Raw genomic sequence first — 14,446 nt, forward strand, 5'->3', positions numbered from 1 at the left:
ACCCTTGACCCGGCCACTCCGGCAGGCTCCTCTGCTCCGCTACAGGGTCGGCGGCTAGATCCGGCCAGCCCCTCCACTCACGCCTCCTCTTTGGTCCCGAGAAGGGCCGATCCAGCCCGAGACGGCCCGCGCATGCACGCGAATACCGTTGGAAACACAGGGATTCCGAGTCCCAGCAGTACCCAGCCGAGGAGCCCCGCAGGGAAACAGGTGGTTGTGGGTTCGAGTCCCATCTCCAGCTCGCGGAATCCGCCTCGCGTGGCTCTTTGTGTGTCCATTTCTTCGGCGGCTCCTTGGGTGGGGCTGCCCCGGGCGCGGGGGCGTCGAGGTGCGGCTCAGGGTCGTTTCCTACGATGACGACATGAACCTCAAGCCCGCAGCAGACGTCCAGACCGCACCCCTCGCAGCGCTCGGCCTCCTCGGGGGCTACGTCACCGCCCGCGAGACGCAGATCCGCCCGCTCGGTGGCGTGGTCCTCGCCCTCGCCGGTGCTTACGCCGGACGCACCTGGGTCGCCAAGGCCGGTGCCGCCAAGGCCGCCGCCCTCGGCGCCGTGTACCTCGGCGGTTTCGGTGCGTCCCACCCCCTCGCCAAGAAGGTTGGCGCCTGGCCGTCCGTCCTCGGTGTTGCGGCGGCCTCCGCCGCTGCGTCGTACGCCCTCGTCGACCGCAGCTGATACCCGTGCGCACGCGCCGCGCGCACCGTCTGTTGACGCGATGCGGGCGGCTCGTCGTGACCCTGCCCGATAGACTCGGGCGATCCGTTCTCCGGCACGAGGAGGTGCCCACGTGAGTGCCGAGCGCCCCTCGTCGGAGGCATCCGCCTCCCCCCGCGAGCGCATCGGGGCCTCGGACGACGAACTGCTCGGCGAGGACGCCGCCGCACCGCCACGCTGGGTGCGCAACCTCGCGAAGCCCGTCGGCGGGCGTCCTGCGCTGCTGCTCGAGCTGTTCATCTTCTGGATGTTCTTCCAGTACTTCAGCTACGCGCAGGAGCACATCCGCGGAGGCCCGATCGAGTCCGTGCGCCACGCGCACGAACTGTTCGATCTGGAGAAGACGCTCCACATCGACGTCGAACTCTGGCTCAACGCCGGCCTCGCCGCAGTGCCGCCCCTCGCCATCGCCGCGGGCTACTACTACGGCATGGTGCTCGCCACCGTGCCCATCACCCTGGCGCTCGTCTGGTGGTTCAACCCCCAGGGCTTCCGGAGGCTACGCAGACTTCTCATCGCGACGACGCTGCCCAGCCTGCTCGTCTTCTGGCTCCTGCCCATGGCGCCGCCGCGATTCGCGGTGCCCGGCGTCGTCGACATCAACGCCGTCTACAACATCCTCGGGGGCGCGCTCGCGCGCGACCCGTCACGCTCGGCCAACCTCTACGCCGCCATGCCCAGCCTGCACTGCGCGTGGTCGACCTGGGTGGCCTACGCGCTGTGGGAGACGTGGCGTCACACCCGTCCGACGTGGGCGCGCCTCGCGTGGCTGTTCCCCGCCATGACCTACTGGAACGTCATGGCCACGGGCAACCACTTCGTGCTCGACATCGTCGGCGGCGTCGCGCTGTTCCTCATCGCCCTCGTCATCGTCCGGGTGGTCAAGGCCGCCGAGGAGCGCATCTGGCAGCACGAATCGGACAGTCCCGCCAGTGCGCGCGCGACAGTCGCCGCCTCCGACTTCCTTACTTCGGGGGCATCCGCAGAGCCCCGTCGAGGCGGATGACCTCGCCGTTGAGCAGCCCGTTGTCGACGATGTGGGCCACGAGCGAGGCGTACTCGTCCGGGCGGCCCAGACGCGACGGGTGCGGCACGGCCTGACCGAGCGCCTCGCGCGCGGCCTCCGGCAGCCCGGCGAGCATCGGCGTCTCCATCGTGCCAGGCGCGATCGTCATGACGCGCACACCGAGGTCGGCGAGGTCGCGCGCGGCCGGCAGCGTGAGGCCGACGACGCCGCCCTTGCTCGAGGCGTAGGCCGCCTGGCCGATCTGGCCGTCGTAGGCGGCGGCGCTGGCCGTCATGACGACGACGCCGCGGTCGCCGTCGACCGGCTCGTTCTTCGCCATCGCCTCGGCGGAGAGGCGAAGCACGTTGAACGTGCCGACGAGGTTGATGTCGATGACCGTCTTGTACTGCTCGAGTGCGTGCACACCCTTGCGGCCGAGGATGCGGCCCGGCGTGGCCACGCCGGCGCAGGACACGGTGATGCGGAGTTCACCGAGCTCGGTGGCGGCGGTGACGGCGGCCTGAACCTGGGCCTCGTCGCGCACGTCGGTGGCGACGAAGCGGGCGCGCTCGCCCAACTCTGCGGCGAGTGCTTCGCCCTTCGACGAGGGCAGGTCGACGATGACGACGCCCGCTCCGGCGTCGTGCAGGCGGCGGGCGGTGGCCTCCCCGAGGCCCGAGCCGCCACCGGTGACGAGGGCGACGGTGTTCTGCGTGATGTTCATGCCTCGAACCCTATCGACTGGCGAAGCGGCTTTGTGGGCTGCGTCACGCCCGCCCGAACCTCAGTGGTAGAGGGTCACCTCGGTGGCCTTCACCGTGGCGTGGACGGGTACTCCGGGTGCGAGTGAGAGGTCGGCGACGGCGTCGAGCGTCACGTCCGCGACGAGGTCCGCGTCCCCCGTGAGGTGCACGCGCGCCGAGGTGCCGGTGTGCTCGATCTGCGCGACGCGCACCGCCCACGTGTTGCGCGGGGAACCCTCGGGACGGCTCGGCCACAGAGACACGGAGCTCGGTGCGAATGCGGCGAGGTGCTCAAGATCGCCTGCCGGGGGGTGCTCGCCCCCGGCGGCCGTGATGCGTGCACCGTCAGCGGTGACGAGCGTCGCGCCGTCGACGACGCGCCCACGCCACAGGTTGAGCCCCACGAGGCGCGCAGCGAACGGGCTGCGCGGACGGCGCACGACCTCGCTCGGCGTGCCGCCGTCGCTGAGGTGACCGCCGTCGAGGAAGACGAGGCGATCGGCGAGGGTGAGCGCTTCGACGGCGTCGTGCGTGACGAGAAGGGTCACGACTTCCTGTTGGTCGCGCAGGCGCTCGCCGAGGAGCGCCCGTAGGTCGTCGCGGCCCCGTGCGTCGATGGCGGACAGCGGTTCGTCGAGCAGGAGGACGCTCGGGTCGAGCGCCAGAGCACGCGCGAGCGCGACTCGCTGGGCTTGGCCGGAGGAGAGTGCGTCCGGACGTCGCCCGGCGAGGTCAGCGGCAAGGCCTACGCGGCTGAGTTCTTCACGCGCTCTCGCTCGCGCAGCCTCTTTCGAGGCCCCGCGGGCCCGCAGCCCGAACGCGACGTTGTCGAGGGCGCTGAGGTGGGGGAACAGGTCACCGCGAGCCGTCATCATCCCGACGCGGCGGGCGCGTGGCGGAAGGTGCCGTGCGCCGTCGTCCCAACGCTCGCCGCCGACGTGGAGGGCGCCCTCGGCGAGGGGCGTGAGTCCGGCGAGCACCTCGAGCAGCGTCGTCTTGCCGCTGCCGTTCGGCCCGAGAACACCGATGACCTCACCGGGTGCGGCGTCGAGCGCAGCGTGGAGGACGAAGTTGCCGCGACGGGTGGTGCCGGCAAGCGAGAGGCCGGTCATCGGCGCTCACCTCCCGCGCCCACCCAGTGACCCCGCAGCAGGGCGAGCAGGACAACGCAGAGGGCGAGCATGAGCGCCGCGAGCGCCGTCGCGGCGTCCTGGCTGATGTCGAGGGCTTGGTAGACGGCGAGCGGCCCCGTCTGAGTGCGCCCGGGGTAACTGCCCGCAAACGTGATCGTGGCCCCGAACTCGCCGAACGCGCGCGCCCACGCGAGCGTCAGCCCGGCGAGGAGGCCGGGCAGCGTCATCGGCACGAGGACGTGGCGCAGCGTGAACCAGCGGGAGGCGCCGAGCACCTCGGCGGTGCGGCTCCAGCGCGCGTCGAGGCCGCGGAACGCGCCCTCGGCGGCGAGGACGAAGAACGGCATCGCGACGAACGTTTCCGCCATGACGACGCGGACCCACGAATAGGGCACCGGCTCGCCCGTCACAGCCGTCACGGCGCGCCCGAGCAGCCCCGAGCGCCCCCACGCATCGAGCAAAGCAACGCCCGCGACGACCGGCGGCAACACGAGGGGCACGGTGACGACGGCCCGCGTCCAGGCGGCGGCGCGACCACGCAGGCGGGAGAGCCACCAGGCGAGCGGAGTGCCGAAGAAGGAAGCGAGCAGCGCCGACGTCACGGTGGTGCGTAGCGAAAGCCACAAAGCCTCGCGGGCACCGGCAGTCGTGAGGTCGTCGAGGAGGCTGCCCCAACGCACCTGCGTGAGCAGCGCGACGAGGGGGAGGACGATCAAGAGCAGAGCGACGACGGCGAGTGTCACGAGCACGATCCCGCCGCGCTCACCCGTGCCTGCGCTCCTGCGTGCAGGCGGGGGAGCGCTTGCCGTCTCGTCGCTCATCGTCGTCAGCCGGGCAGGCCGAAGCCGTTGCCCTGCAGGACTCGTCGCCCTTCGTCGCCGCGCACGAACTGCGCGAAACCCTTCGCGTCGGCAGTGTCGCTCCACGCCGTGATCGGCAGTGTCGTCGTGACGTTCGAGGCCGTCGGTACCTCGACGCCGCTCACCTTCGAGCGTGCGCTCGAGGCGTCGGTGGCGTACACGAGCGCCGCCTCTGCGTCACCGGCGACGACCTTGGCGAGCGTTGCCTTGACGTCCTTCTCGTAGCTGACGATGTGTGGCGCGACCTTCGCCTTGATGAGGGCCTTGTGGGCAGCGCGCCCGCACGGCACCTCCTTGGCGCACAGAACGGTGTCGACCTTCGCGAGGTCGGCGAGACCCGTGACGTGCGCTGGGTTCCCGCGGGGCGTGACGATCTCGAGGCGGTTCGTGGCGAACGGCGTCCACGCCTTGCCCTCGGCCAGATCCTTCGGCAGCTTCTTCGGTGCCTCGGTGTCGGCGAGAGCCACCACGTCGGCCGGGGCGTCGTGGGAGAGCTGGGTGACGATCGTCGAACTGGCCGCGAAGCTCACCTCGACGTGGGTGCCGGGGTGAGCCTTCTCGTAGGCGCGCGCCAACGTCGTGAACGACTCCGTGAGCGACGCGGCGGCAAGCACCGTGACGGTCTTGTCGTCGCCCTCCGACGCACGGCAGCCGCCGGCACCCATGGCGAGCGCTGCTGCAACCGGCACACTCATGAGGCGCCATGCCCGTGCCGTCACGCCTCGTCGTCGACCATCAACGAGCGGGCCGTCAGAAGATCCACGGGCGTGAGTTCGGGACGCTTCGGGAGGCGACCGTCACCGGAACTCGTGCCCTTGATACGACGTTCCACCCACGGCGCGAGGTACTGACGCGCCCACTCGGCGTCCTCGGCGACGCGCTGGCGCACCGGCTTCGGAGCCTGCGCCGGCAGGTGGGCGAGCCACTCGCCGGTCGTCGGAAGCCCGAGCGTCCATGCCGCCTGCTGCGCGACGCGCTTGTGGCCTTCGGCGGAAAGGTGCAGACGGTCGACGGACCACATGCGCGGATCGCGCAGGGGGGTCATCGACCACAGATCGAGCACGTAGCAGTCGTGCCGCTGCGCGATACCCCACAGGTTCGCAAGGTGCCACGTGATGCGCGGGCGCAGGCGCGTCATGATCTTCGACGCGGCGGGGTTGACGAGCGTCGCCAGCAGGACGTCGGAGCCGGCCTCCTTGAGGCGGACGACGGCGTCCTCGATGCCGGCCGCGAGATCGTCGAGGTTGACCGACGGGCGCATGATGTCGTTGCCGCCACCCACCATGCTCACGAGGTCGGGCTTCATCGCGAGGGCCGCGTCGAGCTGGGGGCCGATGACGTCCGCGAGTAGTCTGCCGCGCACCGCGAGGTTGGCGTACTCGAGCTTCGCGCCCCGCTCCTCCTGCTGCATCGCGATGTCGACGGCGAGGCGATCAGCCCACCCGAGGTAGGCGTCGTCCTCGCGGGGGTCGTGGTCGCTCATGCCCTCGGTGAAGGAGTCACCGATGGCGACGTACCGGTGCCAGAGCAGACCGTGGTGCGTCTGTTCGGATGCCTGAGCCCCGGGTGCGGGGAGGTCGTTCGTCATGCAATACGCCAATCGATCGTGTGGGTTCCGAGCTGCTCCAACAGCTCGTTCGTGCGGCTGAAGGGCTTGCTGCCGAAGAAGCCGCTGCGCGCGGAAAGCGGTGAGGGATGCGCGGATTCGACGGTCGGGGTGTCGCCGAGGTGCGGGGCGAGTGAGCGGGCGTCGCGACCCCAGAGGATGGCGACGAGGGGCTGCTTGCGCTCGACGAGCGCCGTGATGGCCTGCGCCGTGACGTTCTCCCAGCCGTGACCAAGGTGGCTTGCGGGCTTGCCGGGCTGAACGGTGAGGCAGCGGTTGAGCAGGAGCACGCCCTGGTCGGTCCACGCGCTCAGGTCACCGTGTTCCGGCGGCTCGATGCCGAGGTCGTCCTTGAGTTCCGCGTAGATGTTCTGCAGGCTGCGCGGGATCGGGCGGACGTGCGCATCGACGGCGAAGCTAAGCCCGATCGGGTGCCCCGGCGTCGGGTACGGGTCCTGGCCGACGATGAGGACGCGCACGTCCTCGAACGGCTGGGTGAACGCTCGCAGGACGTTCTCGCCCGCCGGCAGGTACCCGCGCCCGGCGGCCACTTCGTCGCGCAGGAACTGCCCGGCAGTGGCGATGTGGTCGGCGACCGGCGCGAGGGGTTCCACCCAGCTGGGATGTACGAGTTCGTCATACGGCTGCGGCATGCCGCCAAATCTATCGCGAGTCGATTCACCGCGGCGTGCTCCGAACGGGCCGGAGGCTCGAGCGTCTTGCACGTGGATGGTCGGTTTGGGTGAAGATGCGCGCGACGTCGGCGTCATCTTCAGCCAAACCCGCCATCCACGCGCCTTTGTTCTGGCCCTGGTGTTCGGGCGGGCAGGAGGCGACGATCTACCCTGGTCGCATGCCCGTCATCGAGACCCCTGCAGGTGCCCGCGTCCCCGGTGACGACGAGGCGCCCGGGCTGAGTGAACGAGACCGCGCCATGCTCGCCTTCGAGCGCGAGTGGTGGAAGCTGCCCGGCGCCAAGGAAGCCGCCATCAAGGAGCGCTTCGGCATGAGCGCGACGCAGTACTACCAGCAACTCAACGCCCTCGCCGACACGGCCGAGGCGCTCGCGGCCGACCCGCTGCTCGTCAAGCGCATCCAGCGCCGTCGCGCCTCACGCCGTCGCACGAGCTGAGCGCCCACCCCGACCTGCGTCTGCCGCTGTGAGCGAACACGGCGGTCGCAGCCCCGTCGCCGTTTGCACTCGCAGGGGGCGAGTGCTAATCATGGCCTTAGCACTCTGAACATGAGAGTGACAAAGACCTGACTGCATGAGTGAGGGTTCGGGGCTCGCGCGACATGACCGCGCGAACGATCGGGCTCGTCCGTCGCGGGCGCTGGTGCGGTCACTACGTACGTCACGTGGAGGAGCCACGCACATGGCCAAGACCATTGCTTTCGACGAGGAGGCCCGTCGCGGCCTCGAGCGCGGCATGAACACCCTTGCCGACGCGGTGAAGGTGACGCTCGGCCCCAAGGGCCGCAACGTCGTCCTCGAGAAGAAGTGGGGCGCACCCACGATCACCAACGACGGTGTCTCCATCGCCAAGGAGATCGAGCTCGACGACCCGTACGAGAAGATCGGCGCGGAGCTCGTCAAGGAGGTCGCCAAGAAGACCGACGACGTCGCCGGTGACGGCACGACGACGGCCACCGTCCTCGCGCAGGCCATGGTGAAGGAGGGCCTGCGCAACGTTGCGGCCGGCGCCAACCCGATGGCGCTCAAGCGCGGCATCCAGCAGGCCGTCGACGCCGTGAGCAAGCAGCTGCTCGACCACGCCAAGGAGATCGAGACGAAGGAGCAGATCGCTGCTACCGCGTCCATCTCCGCCGCTGACCCGCAGATCGGTGAGCTCATCGCCGAGGCCATGGACAAGGTCGGCAAGGAAGGCGTCATCACCGTCGAGGAGTCGAACACGTTCGGCCTCGACCTCGAGCTCACCGAGGGTATGCGCTTCGACAAGGGCTACATCTCGGGTTACTTCGTCACCGACACCGAGCGTATGGAGGCCGTCCTCGACGACCCGTACATCCTCGTCGTCAACTCGAAGATCTCGAACATCAAGGACCTGCTGCCGGTTCTCGAGAAGGTCATGCAGTCGGGCAAGCCCCTCATGATCATCGCCGAGGACGTCGAGGGCGAGGCCCTGTCGACGCTCGTGGTCAACAAGATCCGCGGCACGTTCAAGGCCGTTGCCGTCAAGGCTCCGGGCTTCGGTGACCGCCGCAAGGCCATGCTCGGCGACATCGCCATCCTCACGGGCGGCCAGGTCATCTCCGAGGAGGTCGGCCTCAAGCTCGAGACCACCGAGCTCGACATGCTCGGCCGCGCCCGCAAGGTCGTCGTCACGAAGGACGAGACGACGATCGTCGAGGGCGCCGGCGACGACGAGCAGATCAAGGGCCGTGTTGCTCAGATCCGCGCCGAGATCGAGAACTCCGACTCCGACTACGACCGCGAGAAGCTCCAGGAGCGCCTCGCGAAGCTGGCCGGTGGCGTCGCCGTCATCAAGGCTGGTGCCGCGACGGAGGTTGAGCTCAAGGAGCGCAAGCACCGCATCGAGGACGCCGTTCGCAACGCGAAGGCCGCCGTCGAGGAGGGCATCGTCGCCGGTGGTGGCGTCGCGCTCATCCAGGCCACGAAGGACGCCGAGTCGGCCTTCGCCGGTCTCGAGGGTGACGAGGCCACGGGTGCGAACATCGTGCGCGTCGCCGCTGAGGCTCCGCTCAAGCAGATCTCGCTCAACGCGGGTCTCGAGCCGGGCGTCATCGTCGAGAAGGTGCGCGGTCTGACGCCGGGCCACGGTCTCAACGCCGCCACGGGCGAGTACGTCGACATGATCTCCTCGGGCATCATCGACCCCGCCAAGGTGACGCGTTCGGCTCTGGAGAACGCTGCGTCCATCGCGGCGCTGTTCCTCACGACCGAGGCCGTCATCGCCGACAAGCCCGAGAAGAACGCCGGCGGCGACGCCGCCGGTGCGGGTATGGACGGCATGGGTGGCATGGGCTTCTGACGAAGCGCGCATGCGTAGGTTGAGGGTCGTCCGAGCGAATGCGAGGGCGGCCCTCGGCCGTAGCGGAGTGCGAGGAAGAAGCCCAGATAGACATGGGCTTCTGACCCTGGGAGGCGAAGCTTGGGGCTCGGCGAGCGAAGCGAGCTCAGCCCCGGCCATAGCCGAGCGGGTGTCAGAAGCCCGAGAAGGAATGGCTTCTGACACCTGCCGGGCTCATCTCTGACGAAGCGGGCGATCACCTTCGGGTGGTCGCCCGCTTCGCTGTGCGCGTCGACCGGCGTGGTGGCGGCACAGTGACGCGTGCCTCACGGCCTATGTGCGACGTCGTCGCACCAGGGCGCTAGGGTAGGCCTGCGCCTCGGCGCTGGGGATTCTGGATCACAAGGAGTACGCACATGGTTCGCACGGCGAACAGGACGACCATCGCTGCGGCAGCGGCCGCACTCGGAGTGGCTCTGGCGGGGTGCTCGGCGCCCGGGGGCTCGGACGGTGACAAGGCGTCGTCGTCGACGAACCAGATCACGCTGGCAGATGCCGAGCCGGTCGGTCAGTACTACCCGGTAGCCGGTTACGGCGCGACGGGCGTTTCACCTGTGTTCGAGGGTCTGCTGCGTCCGTCGGCGCCGAACGACAAGGAGCTTCCCGACCTCGCGCCCGCGCTGGCCGAGTCGAAGCCGAAGGTGAGCGACGGCGGCAAGACGTGGACGGTGCGCCTCAAGAAGGGCGTGACGTTCCACGACGGCAGCGCCTTCGACTCCAAGGACGTTGCGGCCACCTACCGCGCGGTGCTCGACCCGAAGTCCGCGTCGCCGATCGCCGACGACTACCGCCTCATCGACAAGGTGGAGACGCCGGACGCCTCCACGGTCGTCTTCCGCCTCAAGGCGCCGAACGGCGGCTTCGCCTCGCGCCTGCTCCTCGGCATCGCGCCGAGCGAGAAGGTCACCTCGGGTGACGCGGCGAACTCCGAGCTCAACACCAAGCCCGTCGGCACAGGCCCGTTCAAGCTCCAGAGGCTCGCGCCGAACGAGGCCACGTTCGTCGCCAACGACAAGTACCGCAGCGGCAAGCCCGAGGTGGACAAGGTCGTCATCCGTCACGTCGAGGACGACAACGCCCGCATGCAGCAGGTCGTCTCCGGGCAGGTCGACGGCTCCGCGCTGCCGCCGCGCCTGGCCAAGAGCGTCGAGGGGCGTGACGGCCTCAAGGTCACCGGTGTGCGCTCCGCCGACTGGCGTGGGGTTTCGCTGCCGGTGTCCGTGCCGATCACCTCCCAGCCCGAGACGCGCCGTGCGCTCAACATCGGGGTGGACCGTGAGGCGCTTGTCGAGAAGGTGCTCGCCGGGCGTGGCACCCCGGAGGTCAGCCCCATCACGAAGGTCTTCCCCCAGCACGCCGACGTCGACTTCACGAAGGCCAAGAGTGCAGCCCGCAAGGCCGAGGCCGAGAAACTCCTCGACGAGGCGGGGTGGAAGAAGGGCGCCGACGGTGTCCGCACGAAGGACGGCAAGCGCGCCGAGCTGACGCTCGCCTACCCCGCGTCCGACACCCTGCGCCGCGAACTGGCCTCCGCCTTCGCCGACCAGTTGCGCGGCCTCGGCGTCAACGTGAAGCTGTGGGGCGGCAGCTGGGACGACATCGAACCCAAGATGCGCACGACGGCCGTCATGCTCGGTGGTGGCGACAACCCGTACACCGTCGACACCCAGGCCCACCGCGCGCTGCACTCGCGCGGTTCCGCGTCCGGGCCGTTCGACAACCCCGGCAACTACAAGAACGCGAAGGTCGACGCAGCTCTGGAGGCGGCACAGTCGACCTCCGACGAGACCGAAGCGACGAAGCAGTACCGCGCCGCGCAGGACGAGTACGTCAAGGACCCGGCGTACGTCGTGCTCGCCACGCTGCACCACACGTACGCCTCGCGCGACAAGGGTTTCTCCGGCCCGGCGCCGATCGTCGAGCCGCACTCTCACGGCACGACGTGGGGCCCGTGGTGGTCGCTGGGCGCGTGGAAGAAGAACTGATCGCGTGAAGGAACTTCGTCGTCGGTTCGGGGAACGGCGTCACGAGATCGGCGTGCTCACGGCACGCCGTGCCCTCGCGACGCTGTTCGTCGTGCCCGCGGTGACGCTGGCAACTTTCGCGCTCGCGGCGCTCTCGCCGCTCGACCCGCTCGTCACCTACCTCGGGGACGGCTTTGAGCACACGGGTCGCGCCGAGCGCGACGCGATCAGCGACTCGCTCGGGCTTGACGTGCCGTTCTGGCAGACGTGGTGGAACTGGATGGCGAACGCCTTCACCGGCGACTTCGGTGCGAGCCACAGCCTCAAACAGCCCGTGACGACGGTGTTCGCCGAGCGCTTGCCGTGGACGCTGGGCCTGTCGGTCGTCGCGCTCGTCATCGCGCTGCTCGTCGCGTTCGGCGTCGCCGCTGTCGCCGCGTTGCGCCCCGACGGTCTGCTCGATCGCGCGCTCGAACGGGTGACGCTCGCCCTCACCGGAATGCCCCCGTTCGTCATCGGTCTGCTCGCCGTCGCGCTGTTCGCAGTGACCCTGCGCTGGTTCCCGGTCGGCGGGCTCACCGAGCCCGGGCAGCCGGTGACGTTCGGCGGCGTGGTGCACCACATCGTCATGCCCGCGGTCGTGCTCGCCCTGAGCCAGGTGCCCTGGTTCGCCCTGGCCCTGCGCGAGTCCGTGCGTGAGGCGCTCGGGAGCGGCGCCGTACGTGAGGCCCAGGTGCGCGGCCTCTCGCGCGGTGAGGTGCTGCGCGGCCACATCGCCCCGGTCTCTGCGGCCGCTCTCATCGCCCTCATGGGGGCGCGGCTGCCCGAGCTCGTCGTCGGCGCCCTCGTCGTCGAGGAGGTCTTCAGCTGGCCCGGCCTCGCCGACGCCACCGTGGAGGCGGCCCTGACGGCCGACTTCGCGTTGCTCGCCGCGGTCACCGCTGCCACGACGCTCGTCATGATGCTCGGCTCGTGGCTCTCGGACTGTGCCCTGCTCGTCGTCGACCCGCGAGCGCAGGTGGAGCGATGAGCCCCCGAAGCGTCTCTGCTGGTTTGCGGCCACGGCGCGGCCCGGCGATCGTTCTCGCCCTCATCGCGGCCTACGCCGTGCTGTGGCCGCTGCTCGCGTCGTCGGGGATGCGCGAGTCGAACTACGACACCGCCCGCACGGCCCCCGGCTGGCCGCACGTCATGGGCACCGACACGCTCGGTTTCGACGTGTCGGTCCAGGTGGCCGAGGCGCTGCGGGTCTCGCTCGTCGTCGCGCTGGGTGCGGCGCTCGTCGCGACAGTGCTCGGTCTTGCCGTCGGGACGGCGGCGGCCAGCCTCGGCGGGCGGGCGGATCGTCTGCTCATGCGCGTCACCGACGCCGTGGCCTCCGTGCCGCACCTTCTTGCGGCGATCGTCGTCGTCGCCATGTTCCGTGGCTCCGTCACGGCCATCCTCATCGCGCTCGCGCTGACGCACTGGCCCACCGTCGCCCGCGTGGTGCGGGCCGAGACCCAGGCCGTGCTCGCGTCCGACTACGTCGCGTGCTCCCGCGTCGCCGGAGCATCGGCGACGCAGATCGTGCGCCACCACGTGCTCTCCGCGGTGGCCCCGCAGACGGCGCTCGCCGTGACGATGCTCGTGCCGCACGCGATCTGGCACGAGTCGACCCTGTCGTTCCTCGGCATCGGTCTGCGCCCCGAACAGGCCAGCCTCGGCACGCTCATCGCGACCTCGCGCGCGGGGCTGCTCACCGGGCAGTGGTGGCCGCTCGTCTTCCCGTCGATCTTCCTCGTCGTGCTGACGTTGGCGCTGTCGTCGTTGTACGCGAAGCGCACACGTGGGGCTTCTGCGCCGCCCGCTCTGGTCGAGGCCGAGCAGGCCGGGTCGGAAGAGCCTTCTGACGAGGCGTCCGGCGCTCGCGATTCAGGCCACCGCGCTGCGCTGCGCCTCGAGCACGTCAGCGTGCGCCGTAGCCGCGGCGAGCAGACGACGCTCGCGTGCGACGACATCAGCTTCGCGGTCGCGGCGGGGGAGGTGACGGCCCTCGTCGGTGAGTCCGGTGCTGGCAAGTCGACGCTCGTGGCGGCCTGCTGCGGTTTGGTGCCGCGTGACGCGCGCGTCGAGGGGCGCATCGTAGCGGGCGACATCGTCGTCGACCCGCACCGTCCGGGTTCGGCCTCCGCGCAGGTGGGCCACGTTCCGCAGGACGTCTCGGACGCGTTCACCCCGACCCGGCGCCTTCGCGGGCAGATCGAGGAGGTGCACCGCCGTCATGACGGTGCACGCGCCCTGGCCGAGCTCTGCGAGCTCGTGCACCTCGACGAGAACCTGCTCGAACGCTTCCCGCACCAGCTCTCCGGCGGTCAGCTGGCCCGCGCGGCGCTCGTCGCAGCGCTCGCCTCCGAACCGCGGGTGCTCGTGGCCGACGAACCGACGGCCGGCCTCGACCCCGAACTCGCCTCGCAGTTGCTCGCCGTGCTGCGCGCCATTGCGGACGACGCCGGCGTCGCCGTCCTCGTCGTGACGCACGAGATCGACGCCGTGCTGAGCGGCGACCTCGTCGACCGCGTGGCGGTGCTGCGTGACGGCGTCCTCGTGGCGCACACCGAGCCTGCAGCGTTGGCCGCCGAGACGGCCGACGACTACCTGCGGGCACTCACGGCGACGGCTGCGCGCGCTGGGCAGGGGGAGCGATGAGTCTCGTGGCACGCCAGGTGGCGTACACCTACCCGGGCGCGAACGGCGCGCAGGTCGGTCCGCTCGACCTCGAGGTGCTCCCGGGCGCCGTCACGGCCCTCGTGGGCCCCTCGGGTAGCGGCAAGTCGACACTCACGCGACTGCTCGCCGGGCTCCTCGCCCCGAGTGTCGGTGAGGTGCGCTGCGACGACGAACCCGTGCGTGCCGGGGGGCGGTTGAGTGGCCACACCGCGCTGCTCACCCAACACCCGCTCGCGGCGGCCGATCCGCGCATGCGCCTTGGCGACGCGATCCAGCTGGCGGCCCGTCTGCGCGGTCGGCAGGTCGATGCCGTGGCGCTCGCGGAGGAGGTGGGCCTCGACGGCTCGGTGCTCGACCGGTTGCCTCGTGAGGTTTCCGGAGGGCAGCTCCAGCGGCTGCTTCTCGCCCGAGCCCTCGCTCAGGGGCCGCGCTACCTCCTCGCCGACGAGGCCACGGCCCACCTCGACCCGATCACGTCGACGGCCATCGCTGACGCTCTCCGGCGCCGCGCGGCTGACGGGTTGGGCATCCTGCTCGTCACGCACGATCACGCGCTCGCCGCGTCGCTCGCCGAGTACCGCTACGCCCTCGACGCAGGGGGCCGCACGCTCTCGGCGTGAGTCGCTGAACCCTTCAACCCAGCCCTTGGGTGGCTTC

Annotated in this window: 14 protein-coding genes; 8 read left to right on the plus strand and 6 right to left on the minus strand. The window is 70.3% G+C overall.

Annotated elements, in window-relative coordinates; all coding sequences use genetic code 11:
• Positions 1-361: 361 nt before the first annotated feature.
• Both EVU97_RS10385 and EVU97_RS10390 read left to right on the plus strand, forming a co-directional pair.
• Entirely contained in the window at positions 362-676 is a 315-nt protein-coding gene (locus EVU97_RS10385) for a hypothetical protein (RefSeq protein ID WP_047312313.1), read from the plus strand.
• Between the two features lie 112 nt (positions 677-788).
• Positions 789-1,721, plus strand: coding sequence for a phosphatase PAP2 family protein (locus EVU97_RS10390; RefSeq protein ID WP_129665599.1), 933 nt, complete (start codon positions 789-791; stop codon positions 1,719-1,721).
• On the opposite strand, the gene EVU97_RS10395 is transcribed toward EVU97_RS10390, so the two are convergent.
• From EVU97_RS10395 to EVU97_RS10420, 6 genes are read right to left on the minus strand one after another with little or no spacing between them, the layout of a single operon-like run.
• Positions 1,681-2,445: an SDR family NAD(P)-dependent oxidoreductase gene (locus tag EVU97_RS10395; protein WP_129665601.1), complete on the minus strand. Its 765-nt coding sequence runs from the start codon at positions 2,443-2,445 to the stop codon at positions 1,681-1,683. The two genes, EVU97_RS10390 and EVU97_RS10395, sit on opposite strands and share 41 nt — an antisense overlap.
• A 60-nt stretch (positions 2,446-2,505) precedes the next feature.
• Positions 2,506-3,576, minus strand: a complete 1,071-nt coding sequence (locus EVU97_RS10400; RefSeq protein WP_129665603.1) for an ABC transporter ATP-binding protein — start codon at positions 3,574-3,576, stop codon at positions 2,506-2,508.
• Positions 3,573-4,418 (minus strand): molybdate ABC transporter permease subunit, encoded by an 846-nt coding sequence (gene modB / locus EVU97_RS10405; protein WP_129665605.1) that lies wholly within the window; start codon positions 4,416-4,418, stop codon positions 3,573-3,575. Before modB ends, EVU97_RS10400 begins: the two co-directional genes overlap by 4 nt.
• Before the next feature lie 5 nt (positions 4,419-4,423).
• On the minus strand, positions 4,424-5,176 hold the full coding sequence (gene modA, locus EVU97_RS10410; protein ID WP_129665607.1) for a molybdate ABC transporter substrate-binding protein: 753 nt from the start codon (positions 5,174-5,176) through the stop codon (positions 4,424-4,426).
• A complete protein-coding gene (locus EVU97_RS10415) occupies positions 5,173-6,045 on the minus strand; it encodes an SGNH/GDSL hydrolase family protein (protein ID WP_047312309.1) in 873 nt (290 codons plus the stop codon). Before EVU97_RS10415 ends, modA begins: the two co-directional genes overlap by 4 nt.
• Positions 6,042-6,716 (minus strand): uracil-DNA glycosylase, encoded by a 675-nt coding sequence (locus tag EVU97_RS10420; RefSeq protein ID WP_129665610.1) that lies wholly within the window; start codon positions 6,714-6,716, stop codon positions 6,042-6,044. Before EVU97_RS10420 ends, EVU97_RS10415 begins: the two co-directional genes overlap by 4 nt.
• A 200-nt stretch (positions 6,717-6,916) precedes the next feature.
• Here EVU97_RS10420 and EVU97_RS10425 point away from each other — a divergent pair, with 200 nt between their 5' ends.
• The 6 genes from EVU97_RS10425 (at position 6,917) to EVU97_RS10450 (ending at position 14,409) form a co-directional block, all read left to right on the plus strand.
• Complete coding sequence (locus tag EVU97_RS10425) at positions 6,917-7,195, plus strand: DUF3263 domain-containing protein (protein WP_047312307.1); 279 nt, start codon at positions 6,917-6,919, stop codon at positions 7,193-7,195.
• Between the two features lie 244 nt (positions 7,196-7,439).
• Positions 7,440-9,077, plus strand: a complete 1,638-nt coding sequence (groL, locus tag EVU97_RS10430; protein ID WP_047312306.1) for a chaperonin GroEL — start codon at positions 7,440-7,442, stop codon at positions 9,075-9,077.
• Between the two features lie 395 nt (positions 9,078-9,472).
• Positions 9,473-11,101 (plus strand): ABC transporter substrate-binding protein, encoded by a 1,629-nt coding sequence (locus EVU97_RS10435; protein WP_129665611.1) that lies wholly within the window; start codon positions 9,473-9,475, stop codon positions 11,099-11,101.
• A gap of 4 nt (positions 11,102-11,105) precedes the next feature.
• Positions 11,106-12,110, plus strand: a complete 1,005-nt coding sequence (locus EVU97_RS10440; protein ID WP_129665613.1) for an ABC transporter permease — start codon at positions 11,106-11,108, stop codon at positions 12,108-12,110.
• Complete coding sequence (locus tag EVU97_RS10445) at positions 12,107-13,768, plus strand: ATP-binding cassette domain-containing protein (RefSeq protein ID WP_129665615.1); 1,662 nt, start codon at positions 12,107-12,109, stop codon at positions 13,766-13,768. Before EVU97_RS10440 ends, EVU97_RS10445 begins: the two co-directional genes overlap by 4 nt.
• Complete coding sequence (locus EVU97_RS10450; RefSeq protein ID WP_052947075.1) at positions 13,765-14,409, plus strand: ATP-binding cassette domain-containing protein; 645 nt, start codon at positions 13,765-13,767, stop codon at positions 14,407-14,409. The genes EVU97_RS10445 and EVU97_RS10450 overlap by 4 nt, the downstream gene beginning before the upstream one ends.
• Positions 14,410-14,446 lie beyond the last annotated feature (37 nt).

The sequence above is a fragment of the Dermacoccus sp. 147Ba genome, assembly GCF_004151355.1.
GTDB classification, from domain to species: domain Bacteria; phylum Actinomycetota; class Actinomycetes; order Actinomycetales; family Dermatophilaceae; genus Dermacoccus; species Dermacoccus abyssi.

Coding starts and splice junctions, on each gene's coding strand:
- EVU97_RS10420 (WP_129665610.1), bottom strand. CDS start 6,716: ATGCCGCAGCCGTATGACGAACTCGTACATCCCAGCTGGGTGGAACCC.
- EVU97_RS10450 (WP_052947075.1), top strand. CDS start 13,765: ATGAGTCTCGTGGCACGCCAGGTGGCGTACACCTACCCGGGCGCGAAC.
- EVU97_RS10385 (WP_047312313.1), top strand. CDS start 362: ATGAACCTCAAGCCCGCAGCAGACGTCCAGACCGCACCCCTCGCAGCG.
- modB (WP_129665605.1), bottom strand. CDS start 4,418: ATGAGCGACGAGACGGCAAGCGCTCCCCCGCCTGCACGCAGGAGCGCA.
- EVU97_RS10400 (WP_129665603.1), bottom strand. CDS start 3,576: ATGACCGGCCTCTCGCTTGCCGGCACCACCCGTCGCGGCAACTTCGTC.
- EVU97_RS10425 (WP_047312307.1), top strand. CDS start 6,917: ATGCCCGTCATCGAGACCCCTGCAGGTGCCCGCGTCCCCGGTGACGAC.
- EVU97_RS10395 (WP_129665601.1), bottom strand. CDS start 2,445: ATGAACATCACGCAGAACACCGTCGCCCTCGTCACCGGTGGCGGCTCG.
- groL (WP_047312306.1), top strand. CDS start 7,440: ATGGCCAAGACCATTGCTTTCGACGAGGAGGCCCGTCGCGGCCTCGAG.
- EVU97_RS10435 (WP_129665611.1), top strand. CDS start 9,473: ATGGTTCGCACGGCGAACAGGACGACCATCGCTGCGGCAGCGGCCGCA.
- EVU97_RS10445 (WP_129665615.1), top strand. CDS start 12,107: ATGAGCCCCCGAAGCGTCTCTGCTGGTTTGCGGCCACGGCGCGGCCCG.
- EVU97_RS10415 (WP_047312309.1), bottom strand. CDS start 6,045: ATGACGAACGACCTCCCCGCACCCGGGGCTCAGGCATCCGAACAGACG.